Origin of the sequence: Nonomuraea sp. SYSU D8015, assembly GCF_008065375.1 — a bacterium.
In the GTDB taxonomy this organism is placed as follows: Bacteria; Actinomycetota; Actinomycetes; order Streptosporangiales; family Streptosporangiaceae; genus Nonomuraea.
Map to the genome: position 1 here is coordinate 625,015 of NZ_VJYI01000003.1, position 17,572 is coordinate 642,586.

Annotated in this window: 16 protein-coding genes; 8 read left to right on the forward strand and 8 right to left on the reverse strand. The window is 71.2% G+C overall.

Annotated elements, in window-relative coordinates:
- Positions 1–29 precede the first annotated feature (29 nt).
- The 5 genes from ID574_RS18280 to ID574_RS18300 are packed head-to-tail and all read left to right on the forward strand — an operon-like array spanning position 30 to position 4,565.
- Positions 30–1,214, forward strand: coding sequence for an ABC transporter substrate-binding protein (locus ID574_RS18280; protein WP_188190075.1), 1,185 nt, complete (start codon positions 30–32; stop codon positions 1,212–1,214).
- Between the two features lie 3 nt (positions 1,215–1,217).
- Positions 1,218–1,973 (forward strand): ABC transporter ATP-binding protein, encoded by a 756-nt coding sequence (locus ID574_RS18285; protein WP_188190076.1) that lies wholly within the window; start codon positions 1,218–1,220, stop codon positions 1,971–1,973.
- Entirely contained in the window at positions 1,970–2,629 is a 660-nt protein-coding gene (locus tag ID574_RS18290) for an ABC transporter ATP-binding protein (protein ID WP_188190077.1), read from the forward strand. The genes ID574_RS18285 and ID574_RS18290 overlap by 4 nt, the downstream gene beginning before the upstream one ends.
- A 4-nt stretch (positions 2,630–2,633) precedes the next feature.
- The gene (locus ID574_RS18295) at positions 2,634–3,539 is read left to right on the forward strand and encodes a branched-chain amino acid ABC transporter permease (RefSeq protein WP_223166817.1); all 906 of its coding nucleotides are present in this window, start codon (positions 2,634–2,636) and stop codon (positions 3,537–3,539) included.
- A 48-nt stretch (positions 3,540–3,587) separates the two neighbouring features.
- Positions 3,588–4,565 (forward strand): branched-chain amino acid ABC transporter permease, encoded by a 978-nt coding sequence (locus tag ID574_RS18300; RefSeq protein ID WP_188190078.1) that lies wholly within the window; start codon positions 3,588–3,590, stop codon positions 4,563–4,565.
- A 32-nt stretch (positions 4,566–4,597) separates the two neighbouring features.
- Here ID574_RS18300 and ID574_RS18305 read toward each other — a convergent pair whose 3' ends face one another.
- The 4 genes from ID574_RS18305 to ID574_RS18320 all read right to left on the reverse strand — a co-directional run bounded on the left by ID574_RS18305 (position 4,598) and on the right by ID574_RS18320 (position 7,827).
- Positions 4,598–5,677 (reverse strand): protein-L-isoaspartate O-methyltransferase family protein, encoded by a 1,080-nt coding sequence (locus ID574_RS18305; protein ID WP_188190079.1) that lies wholly within the window; start codon positions 5,675–5,677, stop codon positions 4,598–4,600.
- Positions 5,678–5,705: 28 nt separating this feature from the next.
- A complete protein-coding gene (locus ID574_RS18310) occupies positions 5,706–6,767 on the reverse strand; it encodes an SMP-30/gluconolactonase/LRE family protein (protein ID WP_223166818.1) in 1,062 nt (353 codons plus the stop codon).
- A gap of 105 nt (positions 6,768–6,872) precedes the next feature.
- The gene (locus tag ID574_RS18315; protein ID WP_188190080.1) at positions 6,873–7,247 is read right to left on the reverse strand and encodes a YciI family protein; all 375 of its coding nucleotides are present in this window, start codon (positions 7,245–7,247) and stop codon (positions 6,873–6,875) included.
- A gap of 52 nt (positions 7,248–7,299) precedes the next feature.
- Entirely contained in the window at positions 7,300–7,827 is a 528-nt protein-coding gene (locus ID574_RS18320) for an RNA polymerase sigma factor (protein WP_188190081.1), read from the reverse strand.
- A 99-nt stretch (positions 7,828–7,926) separates the two neighbouring features.
- Here ID574_RS18320 and ID574_RS18325 point away from each other — a divergent pair, with 99 nt between their 5' ends.
- The 3 genes from ID574_RS18325 to ID574_RS18335 all read left to right on the forward strand — a co-directional run bounded on the left by ID574_RS18325 (position 7,927) and on the right by ID574_RS18335 (position 12,271).
- A complete protein-coding gene (locus tag ID574_RS18325; RefSeq protein WP_188190082.1) occupies positions 7,927–11,169 on the forward strand; it encodes an ATP-binding protein in 3,243 nt (1,080 codons plus the stop codon).
- 106 nt (positions 11,170–11,275) lie between these two features.
- Positions 11,276–11,761, forward strand: coding sequence for a calcium-binding protein (locus ID574_RS18330; protein WP_223166819.1), 486 nt, complete (start codon positions 11,276–11,278; stop codon positions 11,759–11,761).
- Positions 11,762–11,941: 180 nt separating this feature from the next.
- Entirely contained in the window at positions 11,942–12,271 is a 330-nt protein-coding gene (locus ID574_RS18335) for a hypothetical protein (RefSeq protein ID WP_188190084.1), read from the forward strand.
- Between the two features lie 144 nt (positions 12,272–12,415).
- Here ID574_RS18335 and ID574_RS18340 read toward each other — a convergent pair whose 3' ends face one another.
- From ID574_RS18340 to ID574_RS18355, 4 genes are all read right to left on the reverse strand, one after another.
- Positions 12,416–12,574, reverse strand: coding sequence for a hypothetical protein (locus ID574_RS18340; protein WP_188190085.1), 159 nt, complete (start codon positions 12,572–12,574; stop codon positions 12,416–12,418).
- Positions 12,575–12,740: 166 nt separating this feature from the next.
- Positions 12,741–15,773, reverse strand: a complete 3,033-nt coding sequence (locus ID574_RS18345; RefSeq protein WP_188190086.1) for a CARDB domain-containing protein — start codon at positions 15,771–15,773, stop codon at positions 12,741–12,743.
- A gap of 89 nt (positions 15,774–15,862) precedes the next feature.
- On the reverse strand, positions 15,863–17,359 hold the full coding sequence (gene lnt, locus ID574_RS18350; protein ID WP_188190087.1) for an apolipoprotein N-acyltransferase: 1,497 nt from the start codon (positions 17,357–17,359) through the stop codon (positions 15,863–15,865).
- Entirely contained in the window at positions 17,359–17,514 is a 156-nt protein-coding gene (locus ID574_RS18355) for a hypothetical protein (protein WP_188190088.1), read from the reverse strand. Before ID574_RS18355 ends, lnt begins: the two co-directional genes overlap by 1 nt.
- Positions 17,515–17,572 lie beyond the last annotated feature (58 nt).

Below are 17,572 nucleotides of genomic sequence, written 5' to 3' on the forward strand. Positions count from 1 at the left end.
TTCGGGCCACATCGGCCCAGGAGGTCCTGATGCGCAGGCTTCTTCCGTCCCTGGTCTGTTTGACGCTGGCCCTGACCGCGTGCGGCGGTGACACGGGCGGCGGCGCCCAAGATCCGATCAAGGTCGGCCTCATCGTCTCCCTGACCGGCAACTACACGCCGCTCGGGAGCGAGGACAAGAAGGCCGTCGAGCTGGCGGTCGAACAGGTCAACGCGCAGGGCGGGCTGCTCGGCCGCAGGGTGGAGCTCGTCACGCGAGACGACAAGACCGCCCCCGACCAGGGCATCGTGGCCTACAACCAGATCAAGGGCGAGATCGACGCGCTGATCGGGCCGGTGTTCTCCAACTCGGCGCTCGCGGTGGAGCCGCTGGCGCAGCGCGACAAGATGCCGTATCTGTCGCTGGCGCCGGCGCAGGAGCAGGTCGAGCCGATCAAGTCGTACATCTTCGTCACGCCCGCCCTGTCCAGCATGTACGCCGAGCGCTACCTGCAGTACATCCAGGCCCAGGGCATCAAGACGATCGCGGTGGCGTGGGACTCCAAGAGCGCCTATTCGGTGTCCGGGCACAAGTCGATGGTCGAGCTGGCGCCGAAGTACAACGTCAAGATCGCCGTGGACGAGCCGTACGAGACCACGAACTCCGACTTCAGCGCGATGTTCCAGCACGTGCGCGACTCCGACGCCGAGGCTCTGGTGTTCTGGGGCTCCGGCGCGCCCGGCGTGACGGCCGCCAAGCAGTACGTCGCCTCGGGGCTCAAGACGCCGCTGTTCCTGACCGCGTCCCAGGCCAGCAAGCTGTGGCTGGAGCCGATGGGCAGCGCCGCCGAGGGCATGACCGTGCAGAGCGCCATCGGCGTCGTCGGCGAGTTCCTGCCGGCCGGCAAGCAGAAGCAGGTCATCGAGCAGATGGCCGAGCCGTACCAGCAGAAGCACGGCTACCCGCCGCCGCAGTTCGCGCAGGACGGCTACAGCGCGAGCCTGCTGCTGTTCGAGGCGATCAGGAAGGCCGGCAGCACGGACAAGACCAAGATCCAGCAGGCGCTGGAGAAGATGGACCTGATCACGCCGAACGGCCGCTTCCGCTACTCCCCCACCGACCACTCCGGGCTCTCCCCCGAGTACATCTCGGTCAACACGGTGAAGAACGGCAAGTTCGTCCCGACCGAGTGGGCCATGGAGCAGCTCACCAAGACCGTCAACGCGGCGGGGTAGCGCGTGCTGGCGGTCGACGGGGTCTCCCGCTCCTTCGGGGGCGTCTACGCCGTCCGCGACGTCTCGCTGAGCGTCGCGGACGGCGAGGTCTGCGGCATCATCGGGCCCAACGGGGCGGGCAAGTCCACGTTGTTCAACCTGATCACCGGGCATCTGGCGGCCGACCGCGGCGAGATCTCCTTCCTCGGGCACCGTGTCGACCGGCTCGCGCCGCATCGGCGGGCCAGGCTGGGCATGTCGATCGTCTTCCAGGCGGCCCGGGTGTTCCGCGGCATGACGGTCAGGGAGAACGTCATGGTGGGGATGCACGGGCGGACCGGCGCGGGCTTCGTGTCGGCGGCCCTGCGGCTCCCGCGGCACCACCACGACGAGCGCGAGATCGCGACGCATGCGGACGCCGCTCTGGAGCGCGTGGGGCTGACGGGGTGGGCGGACCGACCCGCCGACCGGCTGCCGATCGGGCAGCAGCGGGCACTCCAGCTGGCCCGCGCGCTGTGCGCGCGGCCCCGGCTGCTGCTGCTCGACGAGCCCGCCTCCGGGCTGCGTGCACAGGAACGCGAGCGGCTGGCGGCGCTGGTGGCTGAGCTGCGCGCGGACGGGCTGACCATCCTGCTCATCGAGCACGACGTGGCGTTCGTGACCCGGCTCGCCGACCGGCTCGTGGTGCTCGACCTGGGCCAGGTCATCGCCGACGGCCCGCCCGCCGAGGTGCGCTCCGATCCGCTCGTGCTCGCCGCCTACCTCGGACAAGCCTCATGATCGACGTCAGGGCCCTCGTCGTCTCGTACGGCGCCGCCACCGCGCTGGAGCACGTCACGCTCAGCGTCGGCAAGGGCGAGATGGTGGCGTTGCTCGGCCCGAACGGCGCGGGTAAGTCCACGCTGGCCAACACGCTCGCCGGCCTGCTGAAACCCGCCTCGGGGACGGTGGAGGTCGGCGGCCGGCTGGCGCTGATCCCGGAGGGCCGCCAGCTCTTTCCGGATTTGTCGGTCGAGGACAATCTGATGCTGGGCGGCTGGCGCTCCGGCGAGCGCGACCCGTCCTTCGTCTATGAGCTGCTGCCCCGGCTGGCGGAGATCCGGCGGCGGCGGGCCGGCGTGCTGTCCGGCGGCGAGCAGCAGATGGTGGCGTTCGGGCGGGCCCTGATGTCGCGCCCGTCGGTGCTCGTGGTGGACGAGCTGTCCCTGGGCCTCGCGCCCAACGTCGTCACCGACCTGGCCGAGCACCTGGCGGCGCTCAACCGCTCCCAGGGGCTGACCGTGCTGCTCATCGAGCAGAACGCGCGCCTCGCCTTCGACCTGTGCGGCCGGGCGTACGTGCTGGAGTCCAGTCGGATTGTGGCCGAGGGGGACTGCGCGGAACTCGCCGAGGACCCGAAGGTGGCCGGCGCGTACCTGGGCGGTGCGATCACATGAAAGCTTGGAACGGCGGGACCGGCATGCGCGCAGGGGCGGCGTGGACGACATGAGCGCGTTCCTCACCTACCTCCTCAACGGGCTGGCCGTCGGGTGCGCGATCGCGCTCATCGCCAGCGGCCTGGTCGTCATCCACCGGGTGACGGGCGTGGTGAACTTCGCGCAGGGCACGTTCGCCGTCGTGGCGGGGCTGTGCATGTCGTCGCTGCTCGGGCTCGGGCTCCCGCACGGGGCGAGCGAGGTGGCGGCCGTGCTGGCGGCGACGGTCGCGGGCCTGCTGACGGGGCTCGCGGCCATCGGCAAGCCGGGCGTCACGCCGCTGTCGTCGCTGATCGTCACGCTCGGCGTCGGGGTGCTGGCCTACGCGGTGGAGATCGTGCTGTGGGGCGACCAGCCGCGCTCGGCCCCCGGGCTGGCGGGCTCGGTGACCGTGGCAGGTGCGCGGATCCAGACGCAGTACCTACTGGTCATCGCGGTGACCGCGCTGACTTTCGTCGCACTCGCGCTGTTCTTCGGCCGCACGTATTTGGGCAAGGCGCTGACCGCGTGCGCGTCCAACCCGTACGCCGCCCGCGTCGTCGGCATCGACGTGCGGCGGATGGGCCTGCTGGCCTTCGCGCTGGGCGGGCTGCTCGGCGGCATCGCCGGGGTGCTGGTGACGCCGATGCGGCCGATCTCGTTCGACACCGACGTCACGCTCATCGTGAACGCCTTCGCCGCGGCCGTCTTCGGCGCGCTGACCCGGCCGGTGGTCACGCTGGCCGGGGCGCTGGTGCTCGGCGTGGCCGAGACCATGGCGGCCGGGTACGGCTACGGCTCCCACCAGTTGGAGATCGCGCTCGGCCTCATGATCGTCGTCATGATCGTCCAAGCGAGCCGCCGCACGGCCATCTCCCAGGAGTCGACGTGACGAGGCCCTACAGGAGTCGTCCATGAACGGGTACGGGCAGGAGTCGACATGATCAAGCTCGTGGCCGGTGCCCTGGTCGCGGCCGTCACCCTCGCCCTGCCGGCGGTGCTGGACGACAGCGCGCTGGCCGTGTACATCCTGCTCGGCCTGGCCGCCATGGTCACGGTCGGGGTGTCGCTGCTCATGGGCTACGCCGGCCAGGTGTCCTTGGGACAGGGCGCCTTCTACGCCGTCGGCGCCTACACGGCCGCGTTGCTCGCTTTGAACGGCGTCCCGCCGATCGCCGGACTGGTGGCCGCCCCTGTGGTGGCCGCGGTCTTCGCCCTCGTGATCGGCGTACCGCTGCTGCGGCTGCGCGGTCACCACCTGGCCTTCGCGACCCTCGCCATGCAGCTCATCCTGCTCTCGCTGGCCGGGCAACTGGAGTTCACCGGCGGGGACATCGGGCTGCAGGGCATCCCGCAGTTCGGGGTGGGGTCGTTCGAGTTCGGGAGCGCGGCCGCGTACGCGTACATGACCTGGGCGGGGCTGGCGCTGGTGATGCTGGTGACGCACAACGTCATCACCTCCCGCCCCGGCCGCGCTTTGCGCGCGCTGGCCACCAGCGAGACCGCCGCCGCGTCGTCGGGGATCCCGGTGGGCCCCTACAAGCTGGTCGTCTTCGCCCTGTCGGCGGCCTTCGCCGGTCTCGCCGGGGGCATCTACTGCTTCTACACCGGGTATGTGGCGCCGGGGTCGTTCCCCGTGCTGATCTCGATCCAGTACATCGTCATGGCCGTGGTCGGCGGGCTGGGCACGATCTGGGGCGCCGTGGTGGGGGCGGGGGCCATCACCCTGCTGGTGCAGGGGCTGGACCAGTTGGCCAGCCTGCCGGGGATGCCGTCGTACGCGCCCAGCGTGCTGTCGTACGCGGTGTACGCGCTGGTCCTGATCGTGGTCGTGCTCTTCCTGCCACACGGCCTGGTCCCCGCCATCGCCGGCCGCCTGTCCAGGCAGCGGAACGACCCGCCCGTGGAAACCCGCTGACCCTGTGGCCGTTCAGCGTCCGCGGCGGATGGTCAGCCAGTCGGCCGCGAGCGACAAGCTGGGCGGTCCATGGTCAGGGCCGGGCGGACCGTCCAGCCGTCGCGGCCGTGCCGGAGGACGGCACGCATGCGGTCGAGGCCGGGCTTGCCCTGGTCGCGCCATTGACGAGCCCAGGTGGTCAGCAGTTCGGTAGCGCTGTGGTCGCCGGCGGCCAGCTGGTGGTGCGCCTGGCGGGGGGTGATCAGGGCGATGCCGGCGGGGGTGGAGGCGCCGATGCGCCAGAGCGGTTCGCCGAGGGCTGCGGTGGTCAGCCCGTCGGGCCGGGTGGCGAGAAGGTAGGCATAGAAGTCCGCCGCGTCGTCCTGGTCTCCCAGTGGTCCTGTGGCCTGGCGACCGACCGTCTGGAGCTGGTGGAGGAGTTCACGACCGTTGTCGCCGCCGCCCGAGCGCAGCCACGGCGCCGACAGCCACCACGGCCTGCCGTCGGCGCGGTGGGTCAGGGCGTCCACCCTGCGGGGTGGGACGATCCACTGGTCCAGGACGTACGAGGACGCCTCGACGAAGCCCGCCTGCAGGAACCGGTCTGCGGTGAGCGCCCGGTCGTGCTCGCCGCGGTGGACGCGGACGACGAGGAACGTCTTGGCCAGCTCCGTGACGAAGACAGGAGTCACCATGATCGCGCCCGGTACGGCTTGTCTCGCCCAGGCGTCGGGGATGTGCTCCAGGCTGGCCCAGGCGATGATGCGGTCCAACGGCCGGTCGACGGCGCTGGTGGCGCCGTCGCCGGGGTGGAGGGTGACATTGGTGTACCCGTCGGCCCGCAGTCGCTGCTCGGCGCGGTGGATGAGGTCGGCGTCGATGTCGATGGAAGTGACGTGGCCGGTGTCGCCGACCAGGTGGGACAGCAGTGCGGTGGAGTAGCCGGATCCGGTGCCGATCTCCAGGACGCGCTGCCCGGGAGCGACCTGAAGCAGGTCCAGCATGGTAGCGATGATCTCGGGCGCGGAGGTCTGCGGCAGCTTGGAGCCATCGCTCTGCAGGGTGTAGTGGGTTTCGCAGACGTGGTCCAGGGCGTGCTGGACGGGTGAGCTGAAGGTCATCGCGATGGCCACGATGGTTCCCCTCTGATAGGGAGCTGGTTCAGCGGCCAGGGCGGTCTCCAAGCAGGCCGCCCGCCCCGGCATCCAGTGTCCCGCCCAGCGCGCCGCCTCGGCAGCGATTCGGGCTTGTGTCGGGTGGCCGTGTGCCGGCAGCATCGCCGACATTGCGAGGCCCACGGCGTGACACTGCCCGAAGCCGCCATGGCCTTCCCGCTCCGGCACCCGGCGGTGGCCGGCGGGCCCGTGACCCTCGTCGGCCGGCGCCCGGGGCGGGCGCTGGGGCGGTGAGGAGCTTGCCGGTGCGCGGTCCCGTGGTCAGCCGGTGGATGTTCTCCTCGAAGCCTTCTTGCCCGCGCCAAGCCGCGACCAGCATGAAGAGCGTCCTGCCGTCTTCACCGCCGAGCATGCAGGCGAAGCACGGCAGGTCGACCTCGATCCGCTGCAGGATCTCCCCTCCTTCTCGGACGCGGACGACGCTGTGCTTGTCGCCGTCCATGGCCGAACACCAGATGGCGCCTTCGGCGTCCATGCAGATCCCGTCACCCGGGACGTCGGCCCAAACCCGGCGACGGGACAGCGTGCCGTCGGCGGCGATGTCGAAGGCCGTGAGCCTGCCCGCGAACGACTCGGCGACGACCAGCGTCGAGTCGTCGGGCGTCACCACCATGCCGTTGGGGAAGGCGAGGTCGTCGGCGACCTTGCGTACGGAGCCGTCGGGGGTGACGAGGGCGATGACTCCCGGCGCGATGCCCTCGCCGGGGTGGAAGTCGCATCCGCCGTTGACGTAGACGTTGCCGCGGCCGTCGACGACGATCTCGTTCCACCCGTCCGCCAGCCCGTTCAGGTCGGCGTGGGTGACCATGGACCCGTCGGGCTCCCGCCGGGTGAGCTCCTCGCCGGTCATGAGCAGCCGCCCGTCGGGCAGCCAGTCGATCGACCAGCCGAGTCCGGGCCGTCCCCGCCCCACGACCTCGGCCTTGCCGTCGAGACCGACCGCCAGGATCTCCTGTGTGCCCCAGTGCGCGAACCACAGGCGGCCGTCGTGCCACCGCGGCGACTCACCGATCACGAGTCCGGTCGCCAGCGTGTGCGGTCCTGTCATGGGACTCCCCCTTTGCCTCAAGTCTTCACCGGCATGTGGCCGGTCTCTCAACGCCTAGACGAACGGCGCCGAGCCGGATCGACATCGGGGCGAAGGATCCGTGGCTCAGTCCGGCGCGCAGCCGACGTGATCGTCCATGACGCCCTGGAACTCCCGTACCTCGACCGGAAGCGTGGTCGCGCGGGCGAGTTTGCGGCCCCACTCGAGTGCCGACTCGAAGTCCTCGGCCCGGATGATCGAGAGCCCGCCGACGTGCTCCTTCCCCTCCGCGTACGGCCCGTCGGTGACGAGCACGTCATCCTTCCGGGGCCGGGCGACCGCGGCCCCGCTCGCCTCGTGCAGGCCGCCGGCGAAGACCCACGCTCCCGAGGCCCTCAGCTCCTCGTTGAAGGCGGCGACGTTCCGCATGATCGGCTCGATGACCTCAGGCGGGGGCGGGCCGCCGTCGGGCTGCTGGATGCTCAGCAAGTAGTGCTTCATGCCACCATCCTCCGCGACCCGGGCCGAAACCTCGCCACGGCGCGTCGGGCACTCAATCGGCGGCGCGGCCGTGTTCCGTCAGTGCGGCGGCGAGCAGGCGGCGGGCGCGGGCGGCACGGCTGTGGACCGTTCCAGGCGGGATGCGCAACCGGTCGGCGATCTGCCGGTGCGTGAGGCCCTCGAAGTACGACAGCAGGAGCACCTCCCGCTCCTCGCGCGGAAGCTCCTTCAACGCCTGCCGGACCCGTGACGAGTGGTCGGACGACGGCTCCGGGGCGGGGTGCGCGTCGTCGAGGGGCGTGGTGTCCAGGTGGCGGCGTTCGCGGCGCCACACGTCGGTCGCGGCGCGGCGGGCGATGGCGTAGAGCCACGGCTGCAACTCGCGTCCCGGGTCGAAGGTGACGGCCGCCCGCCAGGCGCGGATGAACGCCACCTGCACCGCCTCGGCGGCCAGCTCCCGGTCGCCCAGCAGGCTCAGGGCCAGGGAGAACAGGGGGCGCGAGTAGGTGCGGTAGATCTCCGCCAATGCGGCGTCGTTGCCACGGCTGAACCGGTGCGCCAGGGATAAGTGCGTTGTCATGTCGGCGAGCCCTGATGCAAGCTCTCGAAGGAAGCCATGCGGAGCAGCCTCACCATCCGCCCTAAAGCAGCTCTAAATTCAACCTAAATCGGGAGATTTGTGAAGATCTGCGTTCTTGGGCCCATCGCTGCCTTCGAGGATGGGCAGCCGCTGGACCTGGGACCGCTCAAGGTCCGCACACTGCTCGCGGCGCTCGTCCTCGCTCACCCGCATCCCGTACGGCCGGACGCGCTGATCGAGCGGATCTGGGGCGAGGCGCGCCCGGCCTCGGCCGCGGCGGCGCTGCACGTGTACGTGGGCAAACTGCGCCGCGTGCTGGGCTCCGGCCGGGTGGTCCTCGGGCCCAACGGCTACCAGTTACGCCTCCCCGCCGAGGCGGTGGACGCCAACCGGTTCGCCGACCTCGTCGCCCGGGCACAACGCGCGCTGAACGACGGCGCGGCGGCGTCGGCGGAGGAGCTGGCCGCGCGGGCGCTGGCGATGTGGCGCGGCGACCCGTACGGCGAACTGGACGGGCGCGACGTCGCCATGCCTGCCCAGGCGCACTTGCTGGAGCACCGCGACCGCGCCAGGGAGTTACGCGTCACCGCGATCCTCGACCAGGACCGGCACGCCGAGATCCTGGGCGACCTGGAAGCGCTGACCCGCGACCATCCGCTGCGCGAGCGGTTGTGGCTGTTGCGGGCTCTGGCGCTGTACCGGTCGGGACGCCGGGCCGACGCGCTGGACACGCTGCGCTCGGCCCGCCGGGTGCTCCGGGAGGAGCTGGGCCTCGATCCGGGTGAGGATCTGTGGCGGCTGGAACGCGACATCCTCACCCAGGCCCCGGCCCTGCGTCCGCCCGGGAGGTCGTCGGGGCGCGGGGGCGTCGTGCCGGAGCGGGGGCCGTTGCCGTTCGTGGGGCGGGATGCCGAGCTCGGCGCGCTGCGGGAGCTGCTGGCCGAGGCGGCGCGGGGCGAGACGCGGTTCGCGCTGGTGACCGGGGAGCCGGGGATCGGCAAGACGCGGCTGGTGGACGAGGCCGTCGCGCACGCCCAGGCGGCGGGGTTCCAGGTCGCGGTGGGACGGTGTGCGGGGGTCGAGGGCGCGCCGGCGTTCTGGCCGTGGGCCACGGTGCTGGAACGACTCGCCGGCCTGGTCCCCGAGGAACTCCAAGAGGACCCGGAATTCCGCGGAGCCGGGCGCGGTCCCGGCTCCGGGCGGGATCCGGAAGGGGAGCGGTTCCGGGCCTATCGGGCTGCCGAGCGGGCGCTCACGGCCGCGGCCGCCCGCCGCCCGCTGGTGATCGTGCTCGACGACCTGCACTGGGCCGACGCCTCCTCCCTCAGCCTCCTCCGCTACCTGGCCGCCGTGCTCGACCGCCGGCCCATGGCGATCCTGTGCACCGCCCGTACCGACGCGCCGCTCGACCAGGTGCGCGAGTCCTTCGCCCGCCGTCACGCCGTCCAGCTCCCCCTGCGGGGGCTGGACACCGGGGAGATCGCCCGGCTCGCCCCTGACGCCGGATCCGCGGCGGCGCTGCGGGACCGCACCGGGGGCAACCCGTTCTTCCTGACCGAGCTGATCAGGTCCGGCGATCTGCGGTCGGCGCTGCCGCTCGGCGTGCGGGACATCGTGCGGACCCGGGTGGGCGCGCTCCCCCGTCCCACCGCCGGGCTGCTGGAACGGGCGGCCGTTGCCGGGCGGGAGTTCGAGGGGTCGGTGGTGGCGGCCATGGCCGGGCTCGAGTTGCGCACGGCGGTCGAACGGCTCGATCCGGCCATCGAGGCGGGCCTCGTGGAGGCAGGTCTGTACGGACATTTCCGGTTCGCCCACGCGCTGGTGCAGGAAGCCCTCGCCGAGGCGCTCCCCGTCCTGCGCCGGGCCACCCTGCACGCCGCCGCCGCGCGGGCCACCGAACGAATGCCCGGCAGCGCCACCCCGGAACGCCTGGCCACCGTGGCGCATCACTGGTTCCTGGCGGCCCCGGCCGGGTTCGCCGGCCGGGCCTGGCGGGCAGCGCGCCGGGCGGCGGGCGCGGCAGGCGGCCTGGGCGCCTACGACATGGCGGCCGAGCTGCTGGAACGCGCCCGCCCCATGATCGAGGCCGACCCCGACGCCACGGCGGCCGACCGCGTGGACCTGCTGCTCGCGCTGGCCGAGGCCCTGCACGGCGTCGGCGACGCGCTCGGGCGGCGTGCCGTGCTGGCCGAGGCCCGCCGCCTGGCCTCCGCCGCGGGTTACCGGCGCGGCCTGCTCACCGCCGCCACCGGCACGGAGAACCGCAACCCGGCGTCGATGATGCCGTTCGGCGCCTGGGACGCCGAGCTCATCGGCACGCTCACCGAACTGGCCGCCCTGCCGGGGCTCGACCTCCAGGACCGCTGCCGCGTCCTCGGCGGCCTCGCCGCGGAGAGCTACTACCTGCCGGACGGCTCCCTCGCCCACCGGAGCGCGCTGAGCGCCGAGGCGGTGGCGCTGGCCCGTAAGTCCGGCGACCGCAGGCTCCTCGGCTGGGCCCTGCACACGCGCTACCTGTCCATCCGCGGTCCCGATCTGCCCGCGGAACGGCTGGCGATCGCGACCGAGCTGGCGGAGGTCGGCGGCATGGCGGGCGACGACGAGCTGCGCGTGCTCGGCCTCGGGCTGGCCGGGGCCACGCTACTGGAGTGCCTGCGCTTCAAGGAGGCCCGCGAACGCATCGACCAGGCGACCGCCGTGGCCCGGCGCGCGGTCCCGTACGCACGAGTGTTCCTGGGCTGGCTGCGGCTCGGCGTCGTGGCGCTGACCGGAGACCTGCCGGCCGCGCGGGCGCTGTTCGAGGAGACGGCGGCGTTGCAGCGGACAACGTCGATGTGGGGGCTGGAGGAGGCGCGGCTGGCCGGGCTGCTGCAACTGCGGCTGGGCGGGGCGGGTGACCTGGACGAGGAGCTGGCCCGCCAGGCGGACACGGCCTCGGCGGGGGCGCTCGGAGCGGCGGTGCGCGACGTGCGGGCGCTCCTGCTGATCATGGACGGCCGGGTGGCGGAGGCGCGGCGGCTGCTGGGGCCCTGGCGCGGGCAGCCGCCAGTCCGGCGGACGTTCCTGTGGCTCGCGCACGCGGGCGTGCGCGGCGTCGCCTGGGCCTACCTGGGCGACCGTACGGCATGCGCGGAGCTGTACGAGGAGCTGCTGCCGTACGCCGACCGCATGGCGACCGGGAACAACACGCCGCTGCTGTGGCCGATGACCCGGCCGCTGAGTCTGCTGGCCCGGGTCCTCGGCCTGCGGGAGGCGGCCGACCGGCATGCGGAGCACGCGCTGCGCACGGCGGCGGAACTGGGGGCCGGCGGGCTGATCGAGCTCATGTCAGGCGAGTTTTAGCCGTACTTTTCCACATTCGTGGTGTGAACGGGTGGGCGGCCGCGTACTGCCGGGCGACCAACCCACCATTGAAGGGGATTCCACCATGTTCCGTATCCGCCGTTCCTTGGCTGCGATCGCGCTGGCCGGCGCCGCGCTGGCCACGTCCGCGGCGCTCGCCTCGCCCGCCCACGCCGCCGGCGCCACCATCTCGGTGAGCAATGGCGTCGCGCTTGTCGTGGGCACCAGCGGCAACGACAGCGTCGACATCACCGGCTCGGGCTCGGTGATCACCGTCTCCTCCGTCCTGCACGGGGTCACCGCGAGCACGGGCTGCACGCAGCTCGGGGCCGTCGTCAGGTGCACCGGCGTCACCAGAATCAGCGCCAGCCTCGGGGCGGGCGATGACGTCGTGCGCCTCACCGGCGGCATCCGGGCGAGCCTCAGCGGCAGCACCGGCTCCGACCGGCTCTCCGGAGGCAACGGCAACGACACTCTGCTGGGCGGCTCCGGCGACGACTTCCTGACCGGCAACGGCGGCACCGACACCGCGAACGGCGGTGCGGGCTTCGACCGCTGCAGCGCCGAGACCAGGACCAGCTGCGAGGCCTGACCCTCCGTGCCCGGGCCGCACGCCCACCTGGGCCCGGGCACGGGAAAACCCCCAGGTCAGACATCCGGCGACCATCGTCGAACTCCTCGAAATGATCTAAGAGGTCCTTAGCAGCTCAAGGAGTAATCGACTGGTTGCGAAGGGTAGGTTCTCGGCGGTTCCGATTAGAAAGGACGGCTCATGGAGCAGCAGCAGGCCCAGCAGGTCGAGCAGCAGTTGCGGCAGAACTGGCAGCAGATCAGGTATCGCATTCTGGACCAGTTCGCGGAAGTCAGCCGAGTGGACCTCGACTTCGCCCGCAATGTCAACGATCTGATCGAACGGATCGCGGACAAGTCCCATCACACCACGCGGTACGTCGAGACGCGACTGCTTGAGCTCGTCGGCGTCGGCGGCGCCCAGCAGGGGCAGCCGTTCGGCTCGACGATGGCCGGCGGCCAGCAGGGCACGCAGCAACAGCTGGGCGGCCAACCGTTCCCGGGCGGCCAACCGTTCGGGGGCGGCCAATAACGCCGCGGGCTCGCCCGAAATGGAGAAGGTGCGCCGGCCAGGAGAGGACGCGGCGGTTGCCGCGAGCGCGCCTGGCCGGCGCACCGTCCGGGCGCCTGCCGGCGGCGAGGCGGTCGGGCCTCAGCCGCCGAGGCACGGTTGTGATCAGGCGGGCAGCATCGACCGGTAGTCCAGCAGATCGTCGATCAGGTCGGTGACGGCCTGATCGCGGGGCATCAACCTCAGTTCGGCCAGCATCTCATCCACCTGGGCGAGCGTCGGTCTACCGTCGACCGACGCGGCCATCGTGACCAGTCTGCTCACACCGCCTCCAAGAGTAGTTTGTCCGGTTAAACACATTAATATACCATTTTGTTCCCAATGGGAGACGCTAGTCACGGCATACGCTGTGGCAGCCGCCGATAGGGGAATTCAGTGATTTCGCCGACCCGCGAGGGCGGGCACCCCGGGGCGCCCGCCCGATGGCCGGTCAGTACCTTTCGGCCAGACCGGAGTTGATCTCGACGAGGGCGAGGGTGGCGTCGGTGTAGCGGACCACGTTCGCCAGTGGTGGCAGGGGCAGCGTGGCCTGGGCGTGACGGGCGGCGTCGGCGACCGTGCGGAGGCCGAGCCGCTCGAGGGTGATCGTATGCACTGCGGTGGCCGCGTTGATCCGGCGGCTGCCCAGGTTGAGGTAGGTGGCGAGGAGCTCGGCCTTCAGCGTGCGCGGTTGCAGGAGCGGGAGGCTGAAGGCGGCCGACGCCTCGTCTTGGGAGAGCCGGCCGTCTCCCGAGGAGTCGTATCGGGTGTCGGTGGCCTGGACCCTGGCCAGGAGTTCAGGGGTCCGCAGCCCCGTGAGGGTGGCCCAGATCGTGGCGATCCGGGGATCGCGGGTGGGGGTGGCCTCGGTGACCGTCGAGGTCGTGGTGGCGTTCACCGGGTCGTACGTGCAGCCGTTGGCGTTGCCGTACGACACCTTCGCCTGTCCCGTGAGGACGGTCCCGCCCGGAGTGAGCAGGCTGGAGCGGGTGGTGAAGTTCACGGAGGTCGTGTCCTCGACGGAGCCCAGCTGCCAGGTGAGCGTGGTCGGTGTGACCGTGCTGGGTTTCGGGCCCTGGCCCTGGTCGAGCGCGGTGCTGTAGTAGACGCCGGAGGGCAGGGTGTAGGTGAGGGTGACGCCGGTGGCCGCGGCGCTGCCGGTGTTGGTGACCTTCAGCGTCGTGGTGACGGCCTCGGCCGCGTCCGCGGACGGGGTCGTGCTCGCCGCCAGTGCGACCACCGGAGCCTTGATCTTGGTGGTGGCGGTGCCGGTGTTGTTGGCGGTGTTCTCCTCGGCCTCCTCGGCCAGGTTCTTGGCGGCGACCGATGCGCGGTTGGTGAGTTCGGTCCCGTCCGGCGTCGTGCAGTGGACGAGATGGGTGAAGGTCTCGGTGTGCGAGCCGGCCGGTGCCAGGTCGGGGAGCGTGCGCGTGGCCACCGTACCGTCCGGGAGGGTGTCGGAGAGCGTCACCGCGGTCGCCCGGCCTGGGCCGACGTTGTCGACCTTGACCTGATAGGTGAGCGCGTCGCCGGGAAGCGCCGTCTCCTTGTCGACCGTCTTGGCGGCCGCCACGTCGGGCGAGTAGAAGCGCCGATGGGCCAGCTCCTGGCTGACCACCTGGCGGAAGCCGATCTCACCGCCCGAGCCCTTCACGCCGACGGCCTGGAAGTTCAGGTTCTCCCAGTCGTCGTGGCCCTTGAGGATCGGGTCGCGCCCGGTGTCGTCGGTCCCGGCCTTGGGCGTCGACTGGCACATGTTGTCGTTGCCGTCGAGGATGACGGCGTCGACCGCCTGGTCGTCGGACTTCACGTCCGATTCGAGCTTCCCGTTCGGACCCGGCAGCACGCAGACGTCGTCGTCGGCGTTGATGTCCACGTTGACCGTGGGAGGGTCGATGATCGGCTTGCTCGTCGCGTCGAAGTTCCAGTTCCAGTTGAGCGGGCCGCGGCCGGGACCGGTCTGAAGCGTGCCCTTCGGGTCCTTCCAGTGGGTGTGGTCCGTTCCGTCCTGGATGCCGCGCGACTCGTCGAGTTGTTCCCGATGCAGGTCGGGGAGATCCTCGCTGGAGTAGTCGAGGCGGCGGACCGGGTCCCTGCCCGGACCGGTCGGGATGCCTCCCGGCAGGAAGGAGTAGTTCATGACGCTGAGGTAGTTGGGCTTGTTGTTGGTGCGGTCGCCGCCGCCGTGGTTGAGGCCCAGTGAGTGGCCCAGCTCGTGCATGATCGTGCTCGACTGGTCCCGTACGGTGCCCACCCTGGCGTTCTCCTTGCCCGTGCCCTTGGGCAGGAACTGCTCGTCGGTCGTGGCCGCCTGGGTCTCGCAGTCGCCGTTGGTCCCGACGTCGATCTGATTGCCGATCACGGTGTCGTCGCCGGCCTCTTTGGACTCGAGAGTGCCGTCCGTCCCCGGCGCGATGCACAACGTGCGCCAGTTGCCCAGCGTCACGATGAAGTCCTTGTCCGATTCGCAGCAGTAGCCGGAGTCGTCAAGGGCGCCACCCGCCAGCAAGTGCGCGAAGACGGCGTAGTGGGCGTAGGGCCGCAGGAGTGGGTTGAGATTGTCCTCGCGCACCTCGCGGAAGTAGTCGTCCAGGTGCATCTCCTGCCTGTGCGCGATCTGCTTGCCCTCGATGTAGAGGAAGTCGACTCCGACCGCCGGGTCGGCCACGTCGTACGGACACGGCCTGACCGGATTGACCGGAGCGGCGCCGAAGGCGGCCTTGAGCTCCTCGATCGCCTTGTCCTTCGGCTTGTGGTCCTGCGCGGGGCTCTTCATGTAGTCGATCGTCAGGATGATCGTCTTGCGGCACGGGTGGGCGCCCATGGCCTTGAGGTCGTAGACCATCTTCCCGGTCTTGTCACGGATGCCGAAGCGCTCGATCACGTCGTGGATGCCGTCGCCGTCGAGGTCAGGCAGCTTGCTCTCGAGCCGGATGTTGATCCCGACCGTCATCTTCAGCCCGTCGTTGACCTCCGGGAAGTCCTCGTCCTGGTCCCCGGTGATCTCGACCTGGCCGGGGAAGATCTCGTCCTCGACGCCGGTCCACGTGCCGGTGCCGATGTCGAAGAGCAGATTGAGCTCGACGTCGCGGTCTTGCGGACTGATGTCCATCCGGTCGCCGCCGAAGTTGGTGCCGTCGTCGTCGTCCCAGATCCGGATGAGCACCGGCACCGTGGTCCTGTCCTGGGGCACCTTCGTCGTGTGGGTGAACCGCCACGGATCCGGGAACGTGCTCGGGTCGAAGACGTCGTCCGTGACGGGCGGCTTGCGCATCACCGGGTCCTCGGCCCGGTCTCCGATGCGGATCTCGGGGAAGTAGTCGCCGGTCGAGCCGTTGTCCGGGCTCTCGTGCTGCTGGATCTTGTTGATGGTGAGGGTCAGGGTGACGTCGGTGTCCGCCGCCGCGTGCGCCGAGGTGATCGGCACCGCGTTCAGCGACACGAGTAAGACCACGACCAGCGGTGTCAACCATCGAAGGTTCATCTTGGGCCTCTCCTGGGTGCTTTACGGCAGGATGGGCCGAGGGCCGGCTCGGTTGCATGAGTAGCCCTTACTCAGATCGGCTCGAACGGTTACGAGACGTACGGCGGCTTGGCGAGTCCGCGTCTCCGGACACCGGCGACGACCCCGGCTGCGACGACGATGACGGCGGACAGGACGGGCACCCAGTCGCCCAGCCGCACGTACGGCGTCGTCTCCCGGGACAGCGGCACGTCGATGACGAAGGTGCCACGGTAGTCGGGCGGCACCCAGGCCAGCGGCCGCCCGCGCGCGTCAAAGGCCGCCGAGGTGCCGTCGACCTCCACCAAAACCGCCGGGCGACCGGATTCGACCGCGCGGACGGCCTCGAAGCTCGCCTGCTGCGCGTGCGCCCAGCTGCCGTGGAACGTGGCGAGCGAGCCCTGCACGATCGTGACGTCCACCCCCATACGGGCAAGCTGGCGGCGCATGTCCGGGAAGGTCGACTCATAGGAGATGAGCGGGCCGACCGTGTAGCCGGACACCGCCAGCGTGGTCGGCGTGTCGCCCGTGAACCGGTCCTCCTCGGCCGCCTCGGTGACCTCGGACAGCCACCCCAGCACCGGCCGGAGAGGGATGTACTCGCCGAACGGCACCAGGCGCTGCTTGACGTAGGTGCCGGTGACCCCGCCGGCGGAGTAGTGGTAGGTCGACTTGGTGATCCGGCCGGACGGATCCGCGGCGTCGACGTTGACCAGGAGGTCGCTCCCCGACGTGGCGGCGGCGTGACGCAGCCGGAGGTCCACGTCGGGGCGTTGCGCGGGATCGAACGCGACGCTGCTCTGCCCCCACACGATGACGTCGTGGTCGCGGCCCGCGAGTTCGCGGGTCAACCGCAGATGTTCGGCCAGACGCCGCTCGGGGCCGGGGACGTCACCCGGCTGCACGCCCGCCACCCGCAGCGTGCCCGTCATCGTCGGCTCGTGCCGTACGAGACCGAATCCGGCGGCGGCCACGACCAGGACGGCGGCCACGCCTGCGCCGGTCAGCCGTGTCCGGAGCCGGACGCGGGGCAAAACGGTGGTGGTCAGTCCGACGTTGACGGCGACCAGGAGAAAGCTCAGCAGCCAGACTCCGCCGACGGCGGCGACCGCCAGCACCGGCCGTACCTGCCACTGGCTCAGGCCGAGCAGCCCCCATGCCCCGCCCAGGTGCTTCCATGACCGCAGGGCCTCGACGACCACCCACATCGAGGGCAGCACCAGCATCGCCGCGAGCAGCCTGGCCGGCGTGATCCGGCGCAGCAGCCCGTGCGCGACGAGGCCGAACGGTATCCAGGCCAGGCCGGCGACCCCCACCACCAGCACTGAGAACACGCCCAAGGAGGGCAGCACCCAATGGTGCAGCATGGCGAAGAAGCCCACCGCCGCGAACCAGCTCCGCCAGGCCGCCTCGCGAGCCGACCCGGCGACGCTGAGCGAGACCAGGACGGGCACCAGCCCCATCCAGGCCCACCACCAGGCGTTGACAGCGGGAAAGGCCAGCGCCAGACCCGCCCCGGCCACCAGAGCGAACAACCGGCTGCCCCATCGCACCGCCACGGCGCTCATCAGGGTGACTCACCGCTCTCCGCGCGGGGCCGGCGGCACATGCCGGCGGAGCGCGGCCGGAACTGCCGCGCCGGCTCCACCGGCACCGGGAGCACCACGGAGCGGCCCTGCCGGGAAGCCGCGTCCACCAGCGAGCCCGGGGTGCGCGGTCGCATGGCGGCCGGATGCTCCTCCGGACGCCGCGGTGCAGGAGGTTCTGTCATCGCGCATCAC

Bases quoted from the DNA above. Each gene is read 5' to 3' on its own strand.
- ID574_RS18280 (WP_188190075.1), top strand. From the start codon at position 30: ATGCGCAGGCTTCTTCCGTCCCTGGTCTGTTTGACGCTGGCCCTGACC.
- ID574_RS18290 (WP_188190077.1), top strand. From the start codon at position 1,970: ATGATCGACGTCAGGGCCCTCGTCGTCTCGTACGGCGCCGCCACCGCG.
- ID574_RS18300 (WP_188190078.1), top strand. From the start codon at position 3,588: ATGATCAAGCTCGTGGCCGGTGCCCTGGTCGCGGCCGTCACCCTCGCC.
- ID574_RS18310 (WP_223166818.1), bottom strand. From the start codon at position 6,767: ATGACAGGACCGCACACGCTGGCGACCGGACTCGTGATCGGTGAGTCG.
- ID574_RS18315 (WP_188190080.1), bottom strand. From the start codon at position 7,247: ATGAAGCACTACTTGCTGAGCATCCAGCAGCCCGACGGCGGCCCGCCC.
- ID574_RS18320 (WP_188190081.1), bottom strand. From the start codon at position 7,827: ATGACAACGCACTTATCCCTGGCGCACCGGTTCAGCCGTGGCAACGAC.
- ID574_RS18335 (WP_188190084.1), top strand. From the start codon at position 11,942: ATGGAGCAGCAGCAGGCCCAGCAGGTCGAGCAGCAGTTGCGGCAGAAC.
- ID574_RS18345 (WP_188190086.1), bottom strand. From the start codon at position 15,773: ATGAACCTTCGATGGTTGACACCGCTGGTCGTGGTCTTACTCGTGTCG.
- lnt (WP_188190087.1), bottom strand. From the start codon at position 17,359: ATGAGCGCCGTGGCGGTGCGATGGGGCAGCCGGTTGTTCGCTCTGGTG.
- ID574_RS18355 (WP_188190088.1), bottom strand. From the start codon at position 17,514: ATGCGACCGCGCACCCCGGGCTCGCTGGTGGACGCGGCTTCCCGGCAG.